At 63.9% G+C, this 16083-nt stretch carries 18 protein-coding genes; 7 read left to right on the top strand and 11 right to left on the bottom strand.

All coding sequences use genetic code 11. The features are described 5' to 3' along the window. Positions 1 to 50 precede the first annotated feature (50 nt). Genes LB525_RS01740 through LB525_RS01730 form a run of 3 tightly spaced genes read right to left on the bottom strand, consistent with a single transcriptional unit; the run spans position 51 to position 3789 of the window. On the bottom strand, positions 51 to 968 hold the full coding sequence (locus tag LB525_RS01740) for an NAD(P)-dependent oxidoreductase (protein ID WP_224531237.1): 918 nt from the start codon (positions 966 to 968) through the stop codon (positions 51 to 53). Further along, positions 965 to 2176, bottom strand: coding sequence for a mandelate racemase/muconate lactonizing enzyme family protein (locus tag LB525_RS01735; protein WP_224543155.1), 1212 nt, complete (start codon positions 2174 to 2176; stop codon positions 965 to 967). The genes LB525_RS01740 and LB525_RS01735 overlap by 4 nt, the downstream gene beginning before the upstream one ends. Next, positions 2173 to 3789, bottom strand: a complete 1617-nt coding sequence (locus LB525_RS01730; protein ID WP_224543154.1) for a GMC family oxidoreductase — start codon at positions 3787 to 3789, stop codon at positions 2173 to 2175. The genes LB525_RS01735 and LB525_RS01730 overlap by 4 nt, the downstream gene beginning before the upstream one ends. A gap of 188 nt (positions 3790 to 3977) precedes the next feature. On the opposite strand from LB525_RS01730, the gene LB525_RS01725 reads away from it, so the two are divergent. Then, positions 3978 to 4373: an acyl-CoA thioesterase gene (locus LB525_RS01725; protein ID WP_140838613.1), complete on the top strand. Its 396-nt coding sequence runs from the start codon at positions 3978 to 3980 to the stop codon at positions 4371 to 4373. Positions 4374 to 4870: 497 nt separating this feature from the next. On the opposite strand, the gene LB525_RS01720 is transcribed toward LB525_RS01725, so the two are convergent. Further along, positions 4871 to 5239: a winged helix-turn-helix transcriptional regulator gene (locus tag LB525_RS01720; protein WP_140629822.1), complete on the bottom strand. Its 369-nt coding sequence runs from the start codon at positions 5237 to 5239 to the stop codon at positions 4871 to 4873. 90 nt (positions 5240 to 5329) lie between these two features. On the opposite strand from LB525_RS01720, the gene LB525_RS01715 reads away from it, so the two are divergent. After that, positions 5330 to 5935 (top strand): NADPH-dependent FMN reductase, encoded by a 606-nt coding sequence (locus tag LB525_RS01715; protein WP_224543153.1) that lies wholly within the window; start codon positions 5330 to 5332, stop codon positions 5933 to 5935. Between the two features lie 197 nt (positions 5936 to 6132). Further along, positions 6133 to 6498 (top strand): avidin/streptavidin family protein, encoded by a 366-nt coding sequence (locus LB525_RS01710; RefSeq protein WP_224543152.1) that lies wholly within the window; start codon positions 6133 to 6135, stop codon positions 6496 to 6498. Between the two features lie 46 nt (positions 6499 to 6544). Here LB525_RS01710 and LB525_RS01705 read toward each other — a convergent pair whose 3' ends face one another. Both LB525_RS01705 and LB525_RS01700 read right to left on the bottom strand, forming a co-directional pair. Continuing rightward, the gene (locus tag LB525_RS01705; protein WP_224543151.1) at positions 6545 to 7018 is read right to left on the bottom strand and encodes an SRPBCC family protein; all 474 of its coding nucleotides are present in this window, start codon (positions 7016 to 7018) and stop codon (positions 6545 to 6547) included. Positions 7019 to 7065: 47 nt separating this feature from the next. Then, positions 7066 to 7935 (bottom strand): SDR family oxidoreductase, encoded by an 870-nt coding sequence (locus LB525_RS01700; protein WP_224543150.1) that lies wholly within the window; start codon positions 7933 to 7935, stop codon positions 7066 to 7068. 105 nt (positions 7936 to 8040) lie between these two features. Between LB525_RS01700 and LB525_RS01695 the strand changes: the two genes are divergently transcribed. After that, complete coding sequence (locus LB525_RS01695; RefSeq protein WP_224543149.1) at positions 8041 to 8934, top strand: LysR family transcriptional regulator; 894 nt, start codon at positions 8041 to 8043, stop codon at positions 8932 to 8934. Between the two features lie 152 nt (positions 8935 to 9086). Here the strand turns inward: LB525_RS01695 and LB525_RS01690 are convergent, their stop codons facing one another. Then, complete coding sequence (locus LB525_RS01690) at positions 9087 to 10397, bottom strand: hemolysin family protein (RefSeq protein WP_224543148.1); 1311 nt, start codon at positions 10395 to 10397, stop codon at positions 9087 to 9089. Positions 10398 to 10568: 171 nt separating this feature from the next. Continuing rightward, positions 10569 to 11276, bottom strand: a complete 708-nt coding sequence (locus LB525_RS01685) for an LssY C-terminal domain-containing protein (RefSeq protein WP_224543147.1) — start codon at positions 11274 to 11276, stop codon at positions 10569 to 10571. A 141-nt stretch (positions 11277 to 11417) separates the two neighbouring features. On the opposite strand from LB525_RS01685, the gene LB525_RS01680 reads away from it, so the two are divergent. Further along, the gene (locus LB525_RS01680) at positions 11418 to 12101 is read left to right on the top strand and encodes a gamma-glutamylcyclotransferase (RefSeq protein ID WP_224543146.1); all 684 of its coding nucleotides are present in this window, start codon (positions 11418 to 11420) and stop codon (positions 12099 to 12101) included. A 6-nt stretch (positions 12102 to 12107) separates the two neighbouring features. On the opposite strand, the gene LB525_RS01675 is transcribed toward LB525_RS01680, so the two are convergent. From LB525_RS01675 to LB525_RS01665, 3 genes are all read right to left on the bottom strand, one after another. Next, positions 12108 to 12938 carry an extensin family protein gene (locus tag LB525_RS01675; protein WP_224543145.1) on the bottom strand — a complete coding sequence of 277 codons (831 nt, stop codon included), beginning with the start codon at positions 12936 to 12938 and terminating at the stop codon, positions 12108 to 12110. A gap of 136 nt (positions 12939 to 13074) precedes the next feature. Continuing rightward, positions 13075 to 14124, bottom strand: a complete 1050-nt coding sequence (locus LB525_RS01670; protein ID WP_224543144.1) for an extensin family protein — start codon at positions 14122 to 14124, stop codon at positions 13075 to 13077. 75 nt (positions 14125 to 14199) lie between these two features. Beyond that, positions 14200 to 14625: a DUF3775 domain-containing protein gene (locus tag LB525_RS01665; protein ID WP_224543143.1), complete on the bottom strand. Its 426-nt coding sequence runs from the start codon at positions 14623 to 14625 to the stop codon at positions 14200 to 14202. Between the two features lie 178 nt (positions 14626 to 14803). On the opposite strand from LB525_RS01665, the gene LB525_RS01660 reads away from it, so the two are divergent. Both LB525_RS01660 and greA read left to right on the top strand, forming a co-directional pair. Continuing rightward, positions 14804 to 15340, top strand: coding sequence for a tetratricopeptide repeat protein (locus LB525_RS01660; protein WP_095766572.1), 537 nt, complete (start codon positions 14804 to 14806; stop codon positions 15338 to 15340). A 260-nt stretch (positions 15341 to 15600) separates the two neighbouring features. Continuing rightward, positions 15601 to 16074 (top strand): transcription elongation factor GreA, encoded by a 474-nt coding sequence (gene greA, locus LB525_RS01655; protein ID WP_095766573.1) that lies wholly within the window; start codon positions 15601 to 15603, stop codon positions 16072 to 16074. The last annotated feature ends 9 nt before the right edge of the window (positions 16075 to 16083 follow it).

Here is a 16083-nt window from a genome sequence, read left to right as displayed (position 1 = left end):
TTCAGCCGGTGCGGTCAGGCAATTGAAACAGCTGGCTAATTTCTGCCGGGTTACAGTTCGAGCTTCGCCGGAAAGCCCGGCGCGCGAAGCTCCACGCCGACTTCATCCTCAAGCAGCTTGACGATCTGTGTCGACCAGGCACCACCACCATAGGCGCGCTTACCCTCTTCGAAAATCGCGTTGACGCGGGTGGCAAGATCGAGCGGCGCGCCGAAATCCCTGGCCATGGCAAGCGCGAAGCCGAGGTCCTTCAGTGCCAGGTCCATGGTGAAGCCGATGTCGTAGGAGCCGTTGAGCACGAGCTGGCTTTCGGTTTCGTGGACGAAGCTGTTACCGGAAGAGGCGACGATGGCGTGGTAGGCCTGGGCGAGATCGAGCCCGCCCTGCTTCGCCAGCATCAACGCTTCGCCGGCAGCGACGAGATGAATGAAGGCGAGCATATTGGTGATGACCTTGATCACCGCCGCCGAGCCGACCGGGCCCATCAGGAAGGATTTCGCGCACATCGCCTCGATGGCCGGACGATGGCGTTCGTAGAGCGCCGCATCGCCGCCGACGAGCGCCGTGATCCTGCCCACTGCGGCCAGATGCACGCCGCCGGTCACCGGGCATTCGAGCGTCTCGATGCCTTGTGCCGATGCCAGCGCGGCGAGTCGTAAAATCTCGTCACGGCCATTGGTCGACATCTCGATCCAGGTGCCGCCCGCGGGCAGGCCCTGGAGCAATCCGTCGGGGCCGGCGAGCACAGTTTCGCTGACCTTCGGCGAGGGCAGGCAGGTGATTGCATTGCCGGCGCGGGCAGCGGCCTCGGCGGGGCTACCCGACGCCGATGCACCGAGCGCGACCAGGCGCTCGACCGGCGCCGGGTCGCGGTCGAAGACGGTGACGGCAAAGCCGTTGCGCAGCAGGCTAGCGGCAAGGTTGCCGCCGAGATGGCCAAGGCCGACGAAGGCATAAGCGAGGCTCACGGCATCAGCGGCGTCTGCATCATCTGCAGATGCAGCTCCTTGCCGCTATAGGGATGGGCCTCGCAGACCGCCTCGTCGAGCTCGACGCCGAGGCCGGGCTCCTTCGAGGGGATGACGTTGCCGTCCTGCCATTCGATCTTCTTCTTGAGCAGCGTGGCGTGGAAACCGTCCCACTGCTTCAGCGATTCCAGGATGAGGAAGTTGGGCAGCGTCACGGCAAGCTGGATGTTGGCGGCGCCGACGATCGGGCCGCAATAGCAATGCGGCGCCACCTGGATGTGGTAGGCTTCGGCCATGGCAGCGATCTTCTTGGTCTCGAGAATGCCGCCGGAGCGGCCGAGATCCGGCTGCAGGATGGTCGCGGCGCGGTTCTCGATGACGCGGGCGAACTCGAACTTCGTCGTCAGCCGCTCGCCGGTTGCTATCGGGATGGAGGTCTGGCGGGCGACTTGCGCCATCACCTCGGGCATATCAGGCGGCACCGGCTCCTCGAACCACAGCGGATCGTAGGGCTCGATGGCGCGGGCGAGGCGCAGCGCGCCCGAGGCGGTGAACTGGCCATGCGTGCCAAACAGGATATCCGCCCTGTTACCGACTGCTTCGCGGATCGCCTTGACCATGCGCGCCGACAGGTCGATGTCGATCAAGCGCGGCTGATGGCCGTCATAGGCGGTGTAGGGGCCGGCCGGATCGAGCTTCACGGCATTAAAACCCTGCTCGACATATTCGAGCGCACAGGCGGCCGCCATATCGGGGTCATTGTAGACGTTCTTGCCGCGCGCATCTTCCGAATGGACGCTGCCGGTGTGCGGATAGAGGTAGGTGTAGGAGCGCAGGGTCTCGTGCACCTGGCCGCCGAGCAGCTTGTAGACCGGCTTGCCGGCCTCCTTGCCGACGATGTCCCAGCAGGCCATTTCGAGCGCCGAGAAGCAACCCATGCCGGAGACGTCGGGGCGCTGGGTGAAGCCGGAGGAATAGGCGCGGCGGAAGAAATTCTCGATGTCGTGCGGATCGCGGCCGACGAGATAGCGCTCGGCCATGTCCTCGATCATCCTCGCGGTGACATGCGCGGAGAAGGTGGCGTTGTAGGCCTCGCCATAGCCGACCACGCCGCCATCGGTGGTGAGCTTGACGAAGATGAAATACTTGCCGCCGACACCGGGCGGCGGATTGCCGACAACCCAGGTCTTCACGTCGGTGATTTTCATGTGTGATCCTCCAGAACCAGGTCGGCGCCTTTCCATCCGGTCAGGATCGAGGCGGCGTTGGTGTTGCCCGTGATGTTGTCGGGGAAAATCGAAGCGTCGATGACGCGCAGCCCCTGCAGCCCATGCACCCGAAGCCGCGGGTCGACGACGGCGCGCGCCGCGTCAGGTCCCATGCGGCAGGTCGAGACTGGGTGATAGACGGTGCCCGAGCGTTTCCTGAAATCATGGATCAGGTCGGCGTCCGACCGGACCGAGGGACCGGGCAGCACCTCTTCCTCGATGATCTCGGCCATGGCCGGCATCGAGGCGATCTTGCGCACGAACTTCACCGCCGCCAGCATCTCGTCGACATCGGCATTGGTCGAATAGGCGTTGGCCTTGATCCTCGGATAGTCGCGCGGATCCTTCGAGCGGATCATGATCTCGCCGCGGCTCGAGGGCCTGCAGTTGGACAGGCCGATCGAGAAGCCCGGCCAGGGGTCGGGCGTCAGGATCGGACGCTCGCCGCTCTTCGGGATGACGGTGGAGAAGGCCTGGAAATAGAGCTGCATGTTCGGCCGCGTCATCGACCGGTCGGTGCGGAAGAAGCCGCCGGCATTGTTCATCGACAGCGACAGCGGACCGGAGCGCAAGAGAATGTATTGCATGCCGACGAGCAGCTTGCCCCACCAGGGCCTGAGGACCTGGTTGAGCGTCGGCAGCTTGCCTCTAAAAGTGTAGTTGATGCCGACATGGTCCTGCAGATTGGCGCCGATATTGTCGTTGGCGAGGACGACCGGGACAGCGAGGTCGGCCAGCAATGCCGCAGGGCCGACGCCGGACAGCTGCAGCAACTGCGGCGAGTTGATCGAGCCGCCCGACAGGATCACCTCGCGGCCCGCGCGAGCCGTGTTCTTCTGCCCGTTCTGCTCGTATTCGATGCCGACGGCGCGCTTGCCCTCGAACAGGATTTTCGTCGCCAGCGCATTGGTCTCGACGCGTACGTTTGAGCGCTTCATCGCCGGCCGCAGAAAGGCGCGGGCGGCCGACATGCGGCGTCCGTTCTTGGTCGTGATCTGGTAGACGCCGACGCCTTCCTGGGAGGCGCCGTTGAAGTCCGGATTGAACGGCAGGCCAGCCTGCTGAGCGGCGGCAATATAGCGCTTGGTCAGCGGATGCACCGCGTTCGTGCATTCGGTGATGTGCAAGGGGCCACCGACGCCGCGCCACTGGTCGGCGCCCGCTGCATTGTCTTCCAGCGCCTTGAAGGCGGGCAGGAGGTCATCATAGGCCCAGCCGGGATTGCCTGCGGCGGCCCAGGCATCGAAATCCTCGCGCGCGCCCCTGATATAAACCATGGCGTTGATCGAGCTCGAGCCGCCAAGCAGCTTGCCGCGCGGCCAATGATCGCTGTTGCCGGCCAGGCCGGGATCCGGCTCCGCCTTGTAGTTCCAGTTGACGGCCGGATCGAAGAAGGTCTTGCCGTAGCCTAACGGCATCTGGACGTAGAACCGCCGGTCGGTTCCGCCGGCCTCCAGCACCAGCACCGAGAATCGGCCCGAAGCCGACAGCCTGTCGGCAACGACCGAACCGGCCGAGCCGGAGCCGACGATGATGAAGTCGTAAGTCTGCATGATGGAAAAGCGGGCTCCGCACTGTTGCGCTTACCCTAGACATTGCCGGCTTGCGGCGTCGCCGTGGCTTCCGGCATGGCTTGTGAAAAAAGCGACCGGCGCAGTGGGGCACATTTCGCTTTTACCAGAGCTTGCGACATGGTGGTCGCATTGATACGCAACATAAGCTGCCCTTTGAGGATTTTGCCATGGTGCATTACGCGGACGGAAAACCCATTGGCGATCTGACCTTGCGCACGCTCGCCATGCCGTCCGACGCCAATGCGGCCGGCGACATCTTCGGCGGCTGGGTGATGGCGCAGATGGACCTTGCCTGCGGCATCCGCGCCGCCGAGCGCGCCAAGGGCCGCGTGGTCACCGCCGCAGTCAAGGAGATGTCCTTCGCCAAGCCGATGAAGATCGGCGACACGCTCTGCATCTACACCCATGTCGAGCGCGTCGGCCGCACCTCGATGGTGCTCAAGGTCGAAGCCTGGGCGCAGCGCTATCTTTCCGATCTGATGGAGAAGGTCACCCATGCCGACTTCGTCATGGTGGCGCTCGACGGCGAGGGCAAGCCGAAGCCGGTTCCGGCCGAGAGCTGACGCTCCGGCGGGATACTGATTCTCCCCAGACTTGCCGCTTTGTAACAACGCCTGCTCGGGAGATTCGCTTCGCGACATCCAATGGTTGCCTTCACCCCCCACCTTGTAGGCGCGAGGGAAAGACAATGCGTCAACATATGCTGAACGGCTGGCTCGTGGCAGCTCTTATTGCCTTGGTCTGCCTGCTCGGGATAACTGCCTATGTGGAGGTCAGCAAAGGCCTTCCACACGTCGCCTGCATGCGGGGCCCGAAGGCGATCGACAAGAAGGCCGCGCAGCGGGAGAGCTGCTCGACCGCGTGCTGCGACAGCACTGCCCCAAGCGCCTGATCCGTTGCCGGCTAAAGACGGATCTCCTTGGCGAGCCGGTTGCGCGGAGACGCCGGCGAGGCTGACTGCGGGGCCGCAGCGGATCCATTAAACCGGAAGGTGGGACGGGCCCTGCGCCCAGCCGCATGGCTCATCCAATGGTTCAGAAATCCTTGAACTTCAAGGGTTTCAGGCCTGCAGGCCGTCGAATTTCGCGCGCGCTTCGCGGACCCGATTGGTGTTCTTGCGCGCCCATTCGCCGAGCGCGCCGACCGGCACGAGCAGCTCGTGACCGAGTTGGGTGAGCTCGTAATCGACACGTGGCGGAATGGTCGGAAACACTTTGCGCGTGACGAAGCCGTCACGCTCCAAACCGCGTAAGGTGGTGGTCAGCATCTTTTGCGAAATTCCGCCAACGGCGGCGCGCAATTCGTTGAAGCGCATTGGTCCGCCGCCGAGCTTGCCGACCACGAGCACCGTCCATTTGTCGCCGACCCGTTGCAGGATTTCTGAAACGGCCCGGCAGTCCTCGGTGTTGTGCGGGTGCCTCAGTAACAAAGAAGTGCCTCCTTGCGCGCCGATTTGTCAGTATCACATATAGCGCCGGTATCCAAACGATACCAGAAATTCCCGCAAGGAGAGCCCCTTATGTCCAAGCCCAAAATCGCCATTGTCGTCGGTTCGACGCGCGCCGCCCGCTTCGCCGACGTGCCGACGCAGTGGATCGCCAAGATCGCCAAGTCGCACGCCGATATCGATGTCGAGATCGTCGATCTGCGCGACTGGCCGCTGCCTTTCTTCGACGAGGTCGCTTCCTCCGCCTGGGCGCCGTCGCAGAACGAAGTGGCGCAGCGCTGGCAGAAGAAGGTCGCCGAGTTCGACGGCTTCATCTTCACCGCCGCCGAATACAATCACGCCCCGACCGCTGTGCTGAAGAACGCCATCGATTACGCCGCCAATGAGTGGAACAAGAAGCCGGCCGGCTTTGTCGGCTATGGCAGCGTCGGCGGCTCGCGCGCGATCGAGCACCTTCGGCTGATCGCCGTCGAGCTGCAGATGGCGCCGGTCAAGTCGGCGGTGCACATCGCCTGGGGCGATTTCCTTGCGGTTCGCCAGGGCGAGAAGAAGCTCGAAGATCTCGAGCACCTGAACCAGTCCGCCACCGCCCTGGTCAACGACGTCGCCTGGTGGGCAAGGGTGCTGAAAGCGGCCCGCGCCGCCGACGCGATCGCCGGCGAAGCCCAGGCCGCCTGAGCGGCCGATCGACACTGTCCTCCCAATGAGAAAGGGGCGGCGCCAGCGCTGCCCCTTTCCATTTGCGGAGCTGTCTGTCTGGCCTGGATCCCAGGCTGATCCCTTTGCCGCCGCACTGTTGACCGCTCGGAACGGCGCGTTAGATGCAGGCCCGAATCCACCGAAGAAAAAGACAGCACAGTCGTGGGAGGGGCGGAATGCCTTGGCTTGGCAGATGGCGCAATCAGTATGGGTCCGTCCTCGACATCACCGGCGAGGACGGCGGCCGGATTGAAGGCACGTTTCGCACGGCGCTCGAAGACAGCAGCTTCTATGGACAGACCGTGCCGATATCCGGCATCGCGCATGGCGACGTGATTGGAGTAACGGCCGCCGGCGAGGGTACGGCCGGCCCCGCCGCCGTGAGCTACACCGGCATTTTGCGGGACGGCAAGCTGGAGACGATGTGGCTGACAGTGGCCGGCAGCACCATCACCGGCAAGGAGGGCGAAACCGCTTCCCGCAAGCAGATAGGAACCTGGCGTGCCTTCGGCATCAGCCTCGACACCTTCGTCCGAGAATAGCCAAGCCGACGAGAGAAGGTCCCTGGTTGATGTTCATGGGTGATGGTCAGAGCCGGCCCTCCATGAGCAACTCGCGGGTGCGCTTCAGTGTGGACAGCAGGGCAGCCTTGTAGCCCTGGTCGCCGTCGAACTGCGCCTGTTCGGCCTGCTCCTCTGGGCCGTTCGGCTCTTTGCCGCGCCGGCCGAGATAGCAGTAGAAGCGCAGATGGAGCGTGCCGTCGGCGCCCTCGAACAGTTCGTTGATGATCGCGCCCTCGCGCGGCCCGGTGGCCTGGAAGAATGTGACTTTGCTCTCCGGTTCAAGCGTGATGATCTCGCGCAGATCTGCACCCGCGATGGTTGCTTCGCGCACGAAATGCGTCTCGCTTTCTTCCACGACATCGCAGCGGGTGCAGAGGCCGGGCGGCAGGAATTCGCGGGCGTCGCGGGCCTTGAGCTCCAGGCCAGCCCAGGCTTGTGCACGGGTCAGCCTGGTCGCGCCTTCCGGGTTCACCGGGACGGTGGCGGTTGAGTAGATCATAATTGTATCCTTAGGATTGATGTTGGGGTGGCAGGCTGTCTCCGGCGTCAGGCCGAGGCAGCGATTTCTGCGGCGAAGTCGCGATAGGTGCGCATCGGCCGACCCAGCAGCTTGGTCAGGCGGTCGACGTCGCCAGCATCGGGAATCATGCCCTCGCTGATGAAGCGCTCGCCCATCAGGCGCATGTCGAGCGCCATCCAACTCGGCATGAACTGCCGCAGGTTCTGTTCGAAGCCTGCCAGATCTTCGCCGGGGTAGGCGATCTGGCGACCCAGGACCACTGTCCAGACGCCGGCGACATCCGTGCCGGTCAGCGTGTCGGGACCGACGAGGTTGATCCGGTCGAGCGGGAGGGCAATTTCGGCCTGCTCGCGGCGAAGCAACTCGATTGCCGCGACCTCGGCGATGTCGCGCGCATCGACCATTGCCAAGCCTTTGCTGCCGATCGGCATCGGATAGACGCCATAGCTGAGGATCACGTCCTTGATCATGAGCTCGTTGTTCATGAAATAGGCCGGACGGAGGATGGTGGCGTTGAGGCCCATCTGCTCTATCATCCGCTCGACCGCGAGCTTGCCGGCGAAGTGCGGCACGTTCACGTAAAGCTCGCCGTGGATCACCGACAGGTAGACGATGCGCTCGATGCCTGCCTCGCGGGCCAAGTTGAGGGCGATCAGCGCCTGGGTGAATTCATCGGGCACCACGGCGTTAAGCAGGAACAAAGTGGAGACGCCCGAGAAGGCGCTGCGCAGGGAATCGACGTCGAGCAGGTCGCCCTGCACGACGGCGACGCCCGCCGGGAAGTTCGCCTTGGAAGGATCGCGGACAAGCGCACGGACATCGGCGCCGCGCTTGACGAGCTGGTTGACGACTTGGCTGCCGACATTGCCGGTCGCGCCGGTAACGAGAATGGTCATGGGGGTTCACTCCGGGTTTGGGTCAAAAGACATCCCGTAAATGAGTGATCCACATTCGAACCGATAGGCGCTATATCTGGACACAGCGTCTCAATGGTGGAACAGATGGACCTTCTCGCCCTCGCTGATTTCAATCTGGTTGCCCGGCATGGAGGGTTCGGAAAGGCGGCGCGCGCCGCGGGGCGCCCGAAGGCGACCCTGTCTCGCCGAGTCGCGGAACTGGAGGCCGCCCTCGACTTGCGTCTGTTCGAGCGCGGGGCGCGTGCGCTGAAGCTCACCGAGGAAGGACGGGCGCTCTTCGAGCGGACGGGAGCGTTGCTGACCGAATTGGACGAAACCGCGACGGCGATCGCTTCGGGCGGACGCACGCCGCGGGGCAGGCTGCGGATCAGCGCGCCGCTGCTCTTCTCCCAAACTGCGATGGGGAGGCTGGCCGCCGGGTTCGCGCTGAAATATCCGGAAGTCCGGCTCGAGGTCACGACGGAAGACCGGGCCGTCGATATGATCGAGGAGGGATACGATCTGGTGATCCGGGTCGATCCCGAGCCCGATGAAAGTCTTGTCGGACGGGTGTTCCTGCGCGACCGGCTGGTCGTGGTCGCGAGTCCGGGCCTCGCCAGACCGCCTGACGATCTCGCCGTTCCGGCCGTCGTGCGGGAGTCCGGCGAGCGCGTTGCAGCCTGGGACATCGTGACGCCGACCGGACGGTCACGCATCGCGATTGAGCCAGTCCTTCGCCTTTCGTCGCTCCTCATGTTCCGCGATGCCGTCCGGGCGGGCGTCGGCGCCGGACGTTTGCCGATCTCGCTTGTAAGTCACGATCTGGCTGCTGGAACGCTGGTGCATTGGGGCGATGTCGACGGCCCGGACATCGCCCTATGGACGCTCTATCCGTCCCGACGCTTGCTCAGCGTCCGCGTATCGGCGTTCCTCGACTATTTGAAGCAGGCCTTTCCCAAGGGAACCCCTGACGAATTGGCGGCCTATATCGGCGGATGAGACGGAATGATCGAAACGCTATCTGCGCCTTCTCTATGCGGCGACCCTGTACGGTCGGGGGCGGCAGCTTGTTGGTGGGCCTGCCGAAAAGCAGACTGGGCGCCTCCCGCCGCAAAGCTGACGGCGAGTTGGTTACCACATAAATTTCGTCCTCAGCGCGCCACAGGGCGGTGGCCCTCGGGCAGGCGGGTGGCGATCAGCTTGTCGATGCGGCGGCCGTCCAGGTCGACCACCTCAAAGCGCCAGCCTTGCGCGTCGACGCATTCGCCGGTGGTCGGCAGATGGTGGAGATGCGACAGCACATAGCCGGCGACGGTTTCGTAGTCGCGGTTTTCGGGAAGGTCGATGCCAAGCACCTCGGCCATCTCGTCGGCCTGCATATAGCCGGCGAGCAGCCAGGAGCCGTCCTCGCGCTTGACGGCGTTTTCCTCCTCGCCGGCTTCGAGGTCGGAGCGGAACACGCCGGTGATGGCTTCGAGGATGTCGGCCGGGGTGACGATGCCTTCGAAATGGCCGTATTCGTCGTGAACGAGGGCCATCGGCACGTCCGATTTCTTCAGCTTCTGCAGGACATCGAGCGCGTCGGCCTGATCATGCACGATGGGGGCGGCGCGCACATGCTGGCGCGGATCCAGCACCCTGCCGGCCAGAAGGGCGGCCAGCACGTCGCGCGTCTGGATGACGCCGACCATGGCGTCGACATTGCCGTCGCCGACGGGCAGCCGCGAGTGCTGGGTATCCATCAGAAGTTTTTTGACCGCCGTGTCGTCTGACTGCAGGTTCAGCCAGTCGACCTCGGTGCGCGGCGTCATGACGGCGCGCACGGCGCGGTCGCCGAGGCGCATGACGCCTGCGATCATGCGGCGCTCATCGGATTCGATGGTGCCGTGATGCTCGGCCTCGGCGACCAGCATCTTGATCTCCTCGTCGGTGACCTTCTCTTCGGTCTCGCCGGCCTGCCCAAGCAGCCAAAGCACCGCGCGGCCCGAGAGGTCGAGCAGGAAGACGAGCGGCGCCGAGAAGGTGGCGAGGATGGTCATTGCCGGCGCGGCTCTGACGGCGACGCGCTCCGGATCCTTGAGCGCGATCTGCTTCGGCACCAGCTCGCCGACGATGAGCGAGGCATAGGTGATCAAAGCAACCACGATGCCGACGCCGACAGGATCGGCGATGTTTTCGCGGATGCCGGTCGACGCCAGATATTGCGCCAGCCTTTCGCCGAGCGTGGCGCCCGAAAAGGCGCCGGAGAGAACGCCGACCAAGGTGATGCCGATCTGCACCGAGGACAGGAACTTGCCGGGATTAGAGCCGAGCGCCAGCGCGCGGCCCGCGCCCCTGACGTTGCGGTCGATCATCGCCTTGAGGCGGGCGGGCCGCGACGAGACGATGGCTAGCTCCGACATCGACAAGAGGCCGTTCACCAGAATGAGGACGGCCACGACGGCGATTTCAACATATAGCATGGGCGGTCAATAGCATTGCTGCAGTGCGTTCGAAAATAGCCCGCGGGTATTTTTGGAACATGACAGGCGCGCTGTTCAGGCGGCATCCCAAAGCGGCGCCGAAAAATGCCCGACAAGCGCGTCGACCACCACGCGCACCTTCGGCGTCAGCGCGCGCGTGACGGTGCGCCGTCACTGCTGCGTCTTCAGAACGCCGATAATGGCCATGCCGTCGGTGAAATAGGGGTCGCCGCCGCCATTGCGTCCGGCCTTGGTGGCGCCGATCCCGGGTATCTCGCTGGTGGAGGCCAGCAGGTCGGCAGCCTTCAGATCGCCGATCAGGAAGTCGCGCTCCGCATCGATATCGGGGCCGATATGGTGGGTGACGGCGCCGGTATCGTGGCTGAGGCCGACGCCGCGGTCGAAGCTCGCGGCGCCCAGCCAGAGCGGGCGGCCGTCGTCGCCCACCGTGTCCGTCTGCCAGAAGCGGACGTGGTGGCGCCGGGCGGCGCTGTCGCCGACCGGCTTCTCGAAGGCCAGGTCCTGGGCTCGGCCCTCGAACAGAAGGCGGCTCATCGGCGCATCGGGGTAGGGGCGGGAAAACAAGACGCTTTCGCCGATGTCGATCGCGGTCTGCAGCGTCACGGCATCGGCAGTGTCCCAGCCCGCGACCGCGAAGGCGTGGACAACTTCCTTCTCGGTGCCGACAAGGCCGACATTGATCGGGTCGCCGGGAATGCCCTGCGGCGTATGCGTCACCATCTCGAAGGGCCGGGTGCGGAAGCCGCGCTCCCGCCAGGTCCAGAATTCCGGCGCGGCGAGATAGGCGAGCATCACGTAGAAGGCGCAGAAAGCCGCGATCCAGATCACCGCGCGTCGTCTCAAACTTCTGTGGCTCATGAACGCCGCTCGATCCCGTGTGGCATGTGTTGCGCGACAATCACGGGAAATCAATGGCCAGCGATCTGGAGACCGTCTACCATCGATTATCGCTTGACCGGGGTGCAGCGAATGGAACCGACAAAGACAGGCCGCGGGAAAATGGCGCTGACTGCCGAGCTTGTCGCGAGGGTCGAGCGCATGGAGCCGGATCCCGGTCCCGAGCCCGGAACAAGCGAGCATAGCGACGCTGAATTTGACGGTCTGGCCGAACAGCTGCTTGCGCAATATCGGCCTGAGACGCTTTGGGTCTTTGCCTATGGCTCGCTGATCTGGAATCCAGAGTTCATCTATGAAGAGCAGCGTCAGGCGACGGCACTGGGTTGGCACCGCTCATTTTGCCTGAAGCTGACACGCTGGCGCGGAACGCGTGAATTGCCGGCGCTGATGCTGGCGCTCGACCGGGGAGGCAGCTGCAACGGCATCGCCTATCGGCTGCCGGCGGAGGACCATCAGGGGCAGATCGTCCAACTGCTTCGTCGCGAAATAGATGCGAACCCGCCGACCAACGTGCCATGCTGGATCAAGCTCCGGACCAGGGAAGGGCCATTGCGTGCGCTGGCTTTTGTCGCCGCGCCCGAGGGCAGGGCTTATGCCGGCAGGCTGGCGTTGGAGCAGGTTGCGCACACGCTGGCGCGCGCCGCCGGGCATTGGGGCTCCTCGGCGCAATATCTTTTCCGGACGGTCGCCAAGCTGGAGGAAAGCGGGATCCGCGACAGAAATCTTTGGCATATCCAGGATCTGGTCGCCCGGCAGATCATCGCTGCCACCGAAGCCCAAGGCTAATCTAGACTAGCGGCAGGCGCGGTAACCGCTTTTGCGGTTCTTGATGTCGAAATGGAAATGGTTGCGGTGGTCGTAATTGTAGCCGGGGCCGAGCACCGTGGTGAAATACTCGCAACCGTCGGCGCGCACATTGTTGAGGAAGCCGCGCGTGCGGAAGGCGAACAGGCCGGGCTTGCGGACGTCGATGTCGTCGCCATTGTTGAGCTCGATGCTCATGACGTCGAGGGCGTTGCCCTTGCCGTGCTCGGACAGCACGCCTTCGCCGGCGATGTTGCGGCAGGAATAGCTGGAACCCTGGTGGATCGCCTTGACGCCGGAGAAATAGCGCCAGCGGGCAGCAGGCTGCAGCTCGTTCTTCGTCCATGCGGCAAAGGTTGCGGCCATGTTGCAGGTCAGCGTCGCCGCGGGCGTCATGGCGACATTGCCGATGGCCGAGACTTTTACCGGATAATCGATGCCGCACTGGCCCTCATGGATAGGCTGGACGTCCTGATAGACGACACCCATCCGCCTCAGCTCGTTGCGGCAGTCGATCTCGCTGGCCGGCATCTGCTCGAGAGGCGACATCGGCTCGTCCATGCGCGGATAGGCGACCTGCGTCATATAAGGGTTGGACGGAACAAGACGCTGCATTCCGGAATATTGCGGCGCATCGGGCTGCGGCACGGCTGCCGTCTGGCTGCCGACATCGACGGCCGGCTGCAGTGCAAAGACGTCACCGGTCGTGCAGGCCGATATTGCCGCCATGGCGACGCCCGCGGCCAGCCCGGCGACCGTGATGCGCGCACGCTTGCTCCGTTGCGCCGCTGCCAGCATAGCGCCAAGTCTTCGAGCCATTGAAAGGCGTCCTTGTCCCCGAATGGCACAAGGTTAACCGCCAACAGTAAAGGAAAGATCAGCGCCGGCATTCACGCATGGGGCGGAATTGCGGCGCTGTTCTTGGCTTGCTGCGGGCAAGACTTCCGGAATTCACCTATTGGCAGAAGGTTCCGCCGTGGCGGCGCGGTTCCAGGTCCAGATGGAAATGCAGCGCGTGGTCGGGATCGGCGCCTGGTCCGAGCACCGTCTTGAACGGCCCGCAGGCAGCCTTGCGCACCGCGTCGAGGAATTTTGCGTCCTTCTCCGGCGGCGTCGGCCCGACCTCGATCTTCCTCCCGTCCGACAAGGTGAAGCTGGCGATGTCGAGCGCGTTGCCGAAGGCGTGTTCGGACAGTTTGCGGGTGCCGTTGCGCGGCCGGCAGACAAAGGCCGAGCCCTGGTCGATCGACTTCAAATCGGCGCCGAGCTCGGCCTTTGCCGTGGGCTGGACGATTTCGGCCATGAAGCGCGCCGCCGCCTCGGCCATCTGGCAGTTGAGCTCGGTGCCGGGACTGATGCCGATGGATTTGCCGAGCGTTTTCAAAACTACCGGATAGGGGATCGAGCAGCCGATTTCCGCATCGTGCTCGGCCTTGTGCTCCTCGAATTCGACGCCCAGCGCCTTCAGCCGCTCGCGGCATGCGGTTTCTTCCGCCGGCATCGTGTCGGCCGGCATGTCGGCCGAGCGCGGATCGGGAAGCATCTTTTCCTCGCCCGGCGGTTCGGGTTTCTCCGCTGGCTGCGGCGCGGTTTCCGGCGGCTCCGGCTCCAGTTCGGTGGGCTTCTGCGGGGGCGTCGGAACGACATCCGGCGTCTGCGGCTCGGCTTCCGTCCGCGGCGCGGATTGAGCGCTCTTCGAACGCGGCGGACGGGCGTCCCATTTCGGATGCGATTTCTGCTGGTTGAGGAAGTCGTCGCTGCTGTCGAGGCGGCTTTTGTCTTGCGCGGACTTCTCGGTGCCGTTCTCCATGTCCTGGGGACGCGACCCTGGAACCGGGGTCGCCGGAGGCGTTTCCGGTGCCGGAGCGGCGCTCTGGCTGGCCGGCGGCGGGTGTCTTTTATTATTTCGATGGTGATGCTTGGCCAGGGCCGGCGTAACCAGCAGCATCGCGGCCGCCACAGGCAGCGCCAGTCGGCAAATTTGGGAAAGGCTCAGCGTTGCCATCGCCCCGAAACGGCAGTCGCGTTGCGAAGTTGCCTGCGCCGACAGCCTTGCCGATCACAATCGGTTACCGGCGCGTTACGCGCCGATGGCTTCAAGGCCTTCCTCCAGCCAGTCGGCAAGCATCGGCAGGCCAAGCAGGTATTTGGCCGTGCGCTTCCTGGGGCGCTCCCTGGCGGCGGCCACCGCATCGGCCCATTCGGATGCGTCATAGTCGCCGCGCCCGACCCAGGCGAGCGCGATCAGCTCGGCCGCTTCGTCGATGTTGAGATCGTTGATCAGCTCGCGGAATTCCTCCTCGGTGAGATCTTCCGAGGCTTCCTCGACAAGGCCGTCATGATGGTGGCTGTCATGCGTGTCGCCGTCGAACTCGACCTCGTGCTCAGCGCCGTCGTCATAGTCCTCGTTGACGGCAGCACTCAGCGCCTTCGCCTTGAGGATGAACAGGCGCACCGTGTCCGGATCGATCGAAAGTTCCCACTCCTTCTCGAGGCGCTGCTGCACGGTCCTTCTCCACGTGATGCGCTTGGCCCGATGATAGCGGAATTAAAGCGCGCGTCACGTCCGCAGCTATCGGCTTCTGTCCGGCCCGTTCAAAATAGTTCGGTAGTCGCCCGCATTTCGGGATGAAACCCCGCCAAGTCGGCGTTAATCTGGCATTGTCACACTCACGGAGGCTTCGATGCGCAGACGTTTGCTTGTTCAGGTCATGGCTATTGCGGCGCTGCCGCTGTTCGTTGCGCCGGCTTTTGCGGCTGGTGAAGGCGGCAGTAGCGGTGGCCAGACGACCACCACCTGCAAGAAGGGCGAGGTCTGGGACAAGAAGAAGAACAAATGCGTAAAGCCGCAATATGGCATGCTGGACGACGACAGCATCTACGAGGCCGGTCACGATCTGGCGATGGCCGGACGCTATGACGAAGCGATCTCGGTGCTGACGCTCGCCGCCAACAAGCAGGATCCGCGCATCCTCAACTATCTCGGCTATTCGCATCGCCATTCGGGCCGCGTCACGGTCGGCCTCGGCTATTACGAGGAAGCGCTGCGGATCGACCCGAATTACACGCTGGTGCGCGAATATCTCGGCGAGGCGCATCTGCAGATCGGCGATCTCGCCGGCGCGCAGCAGCAGCTCCAGGAAATCGAAAAGCGGACCGGCAAGGGCTCGCGCGAATATGGCATGCTGTCCGAGCAGATCGATCATTTCCTGAGGAGCTGAACAGGGCTCCAAGCCTCTCGAGCCGGCTGCGGGCAATCGCAGCCGGTTTTTTATTGCTCGCCGTCAGCCCGGACCCGCGAAAGCGGTGATCATTTTGCCGAACTTCAATTTTTGGGCGTGAAAATCGCGCAAAGATCGCTATATTCAGGGAAATTGTGGTGAGACGGTTCCGTTAGCCCGAGGCTGCCGGACCGTTTTCTTTTTGTACCTATTGACAAGGTCCCTCCCGAAAACGGGGGTGGCGGCAGAAAGGTCAGGCTATGATCAAGGTCCCGATGACAGGCGAGGGGTTCGCGTCATTGAAGGAAGAACTTCGCTGGCGCCAGCAGGAGGAGCGTCCTCGCATCATCGAGGCGATTTCCGAAGCGCGCTCGCATGGCGACCTGTCCGAAAATGCCGAGTATCACGCGGCGAAAGAGTCGCAGAGCCTCAATGAAGGCCGCATCAACGAGCTCGAGGATCTGATCGCGCGCGCCGAGGTCATCGACGTCTCCAAGCTCAGCGGCGACAAGGTCAAGTTCGGCGCGACCGTCGTGCTCGTCGACGAGGACACCGAGGAAAAGAAGACCTATCAGATCGTCGGCGACCAGGAAGCGGACGTGAAGTCCGGCCGCATCTCGATTTCATCGCCGATCGCGCGTGCGCTGATCGGCAAGGAAGTCGGCGACGCCATCGAGGTCAATGCTCCGGGCGGCGCCCGAGGGTACGAGATCGTCCAGGTGCAGTTTATCTGAGGACCTTCT

It is taken from the genome of Mesorhizobium sp. CA16 (genome assembly GCF_020165175.1).
Classification (GTDB): Bacteria; Pseudomonadota; Alphaproteobacteria; order Rhizobiales; family Rhizobiaceae; genus Mesorhizobium.
The sequence above is the reverse complement of the archived record's forward strand: the minus strand, read 5'-3'. Positions and strand labels throughout refer to the sequence as shown.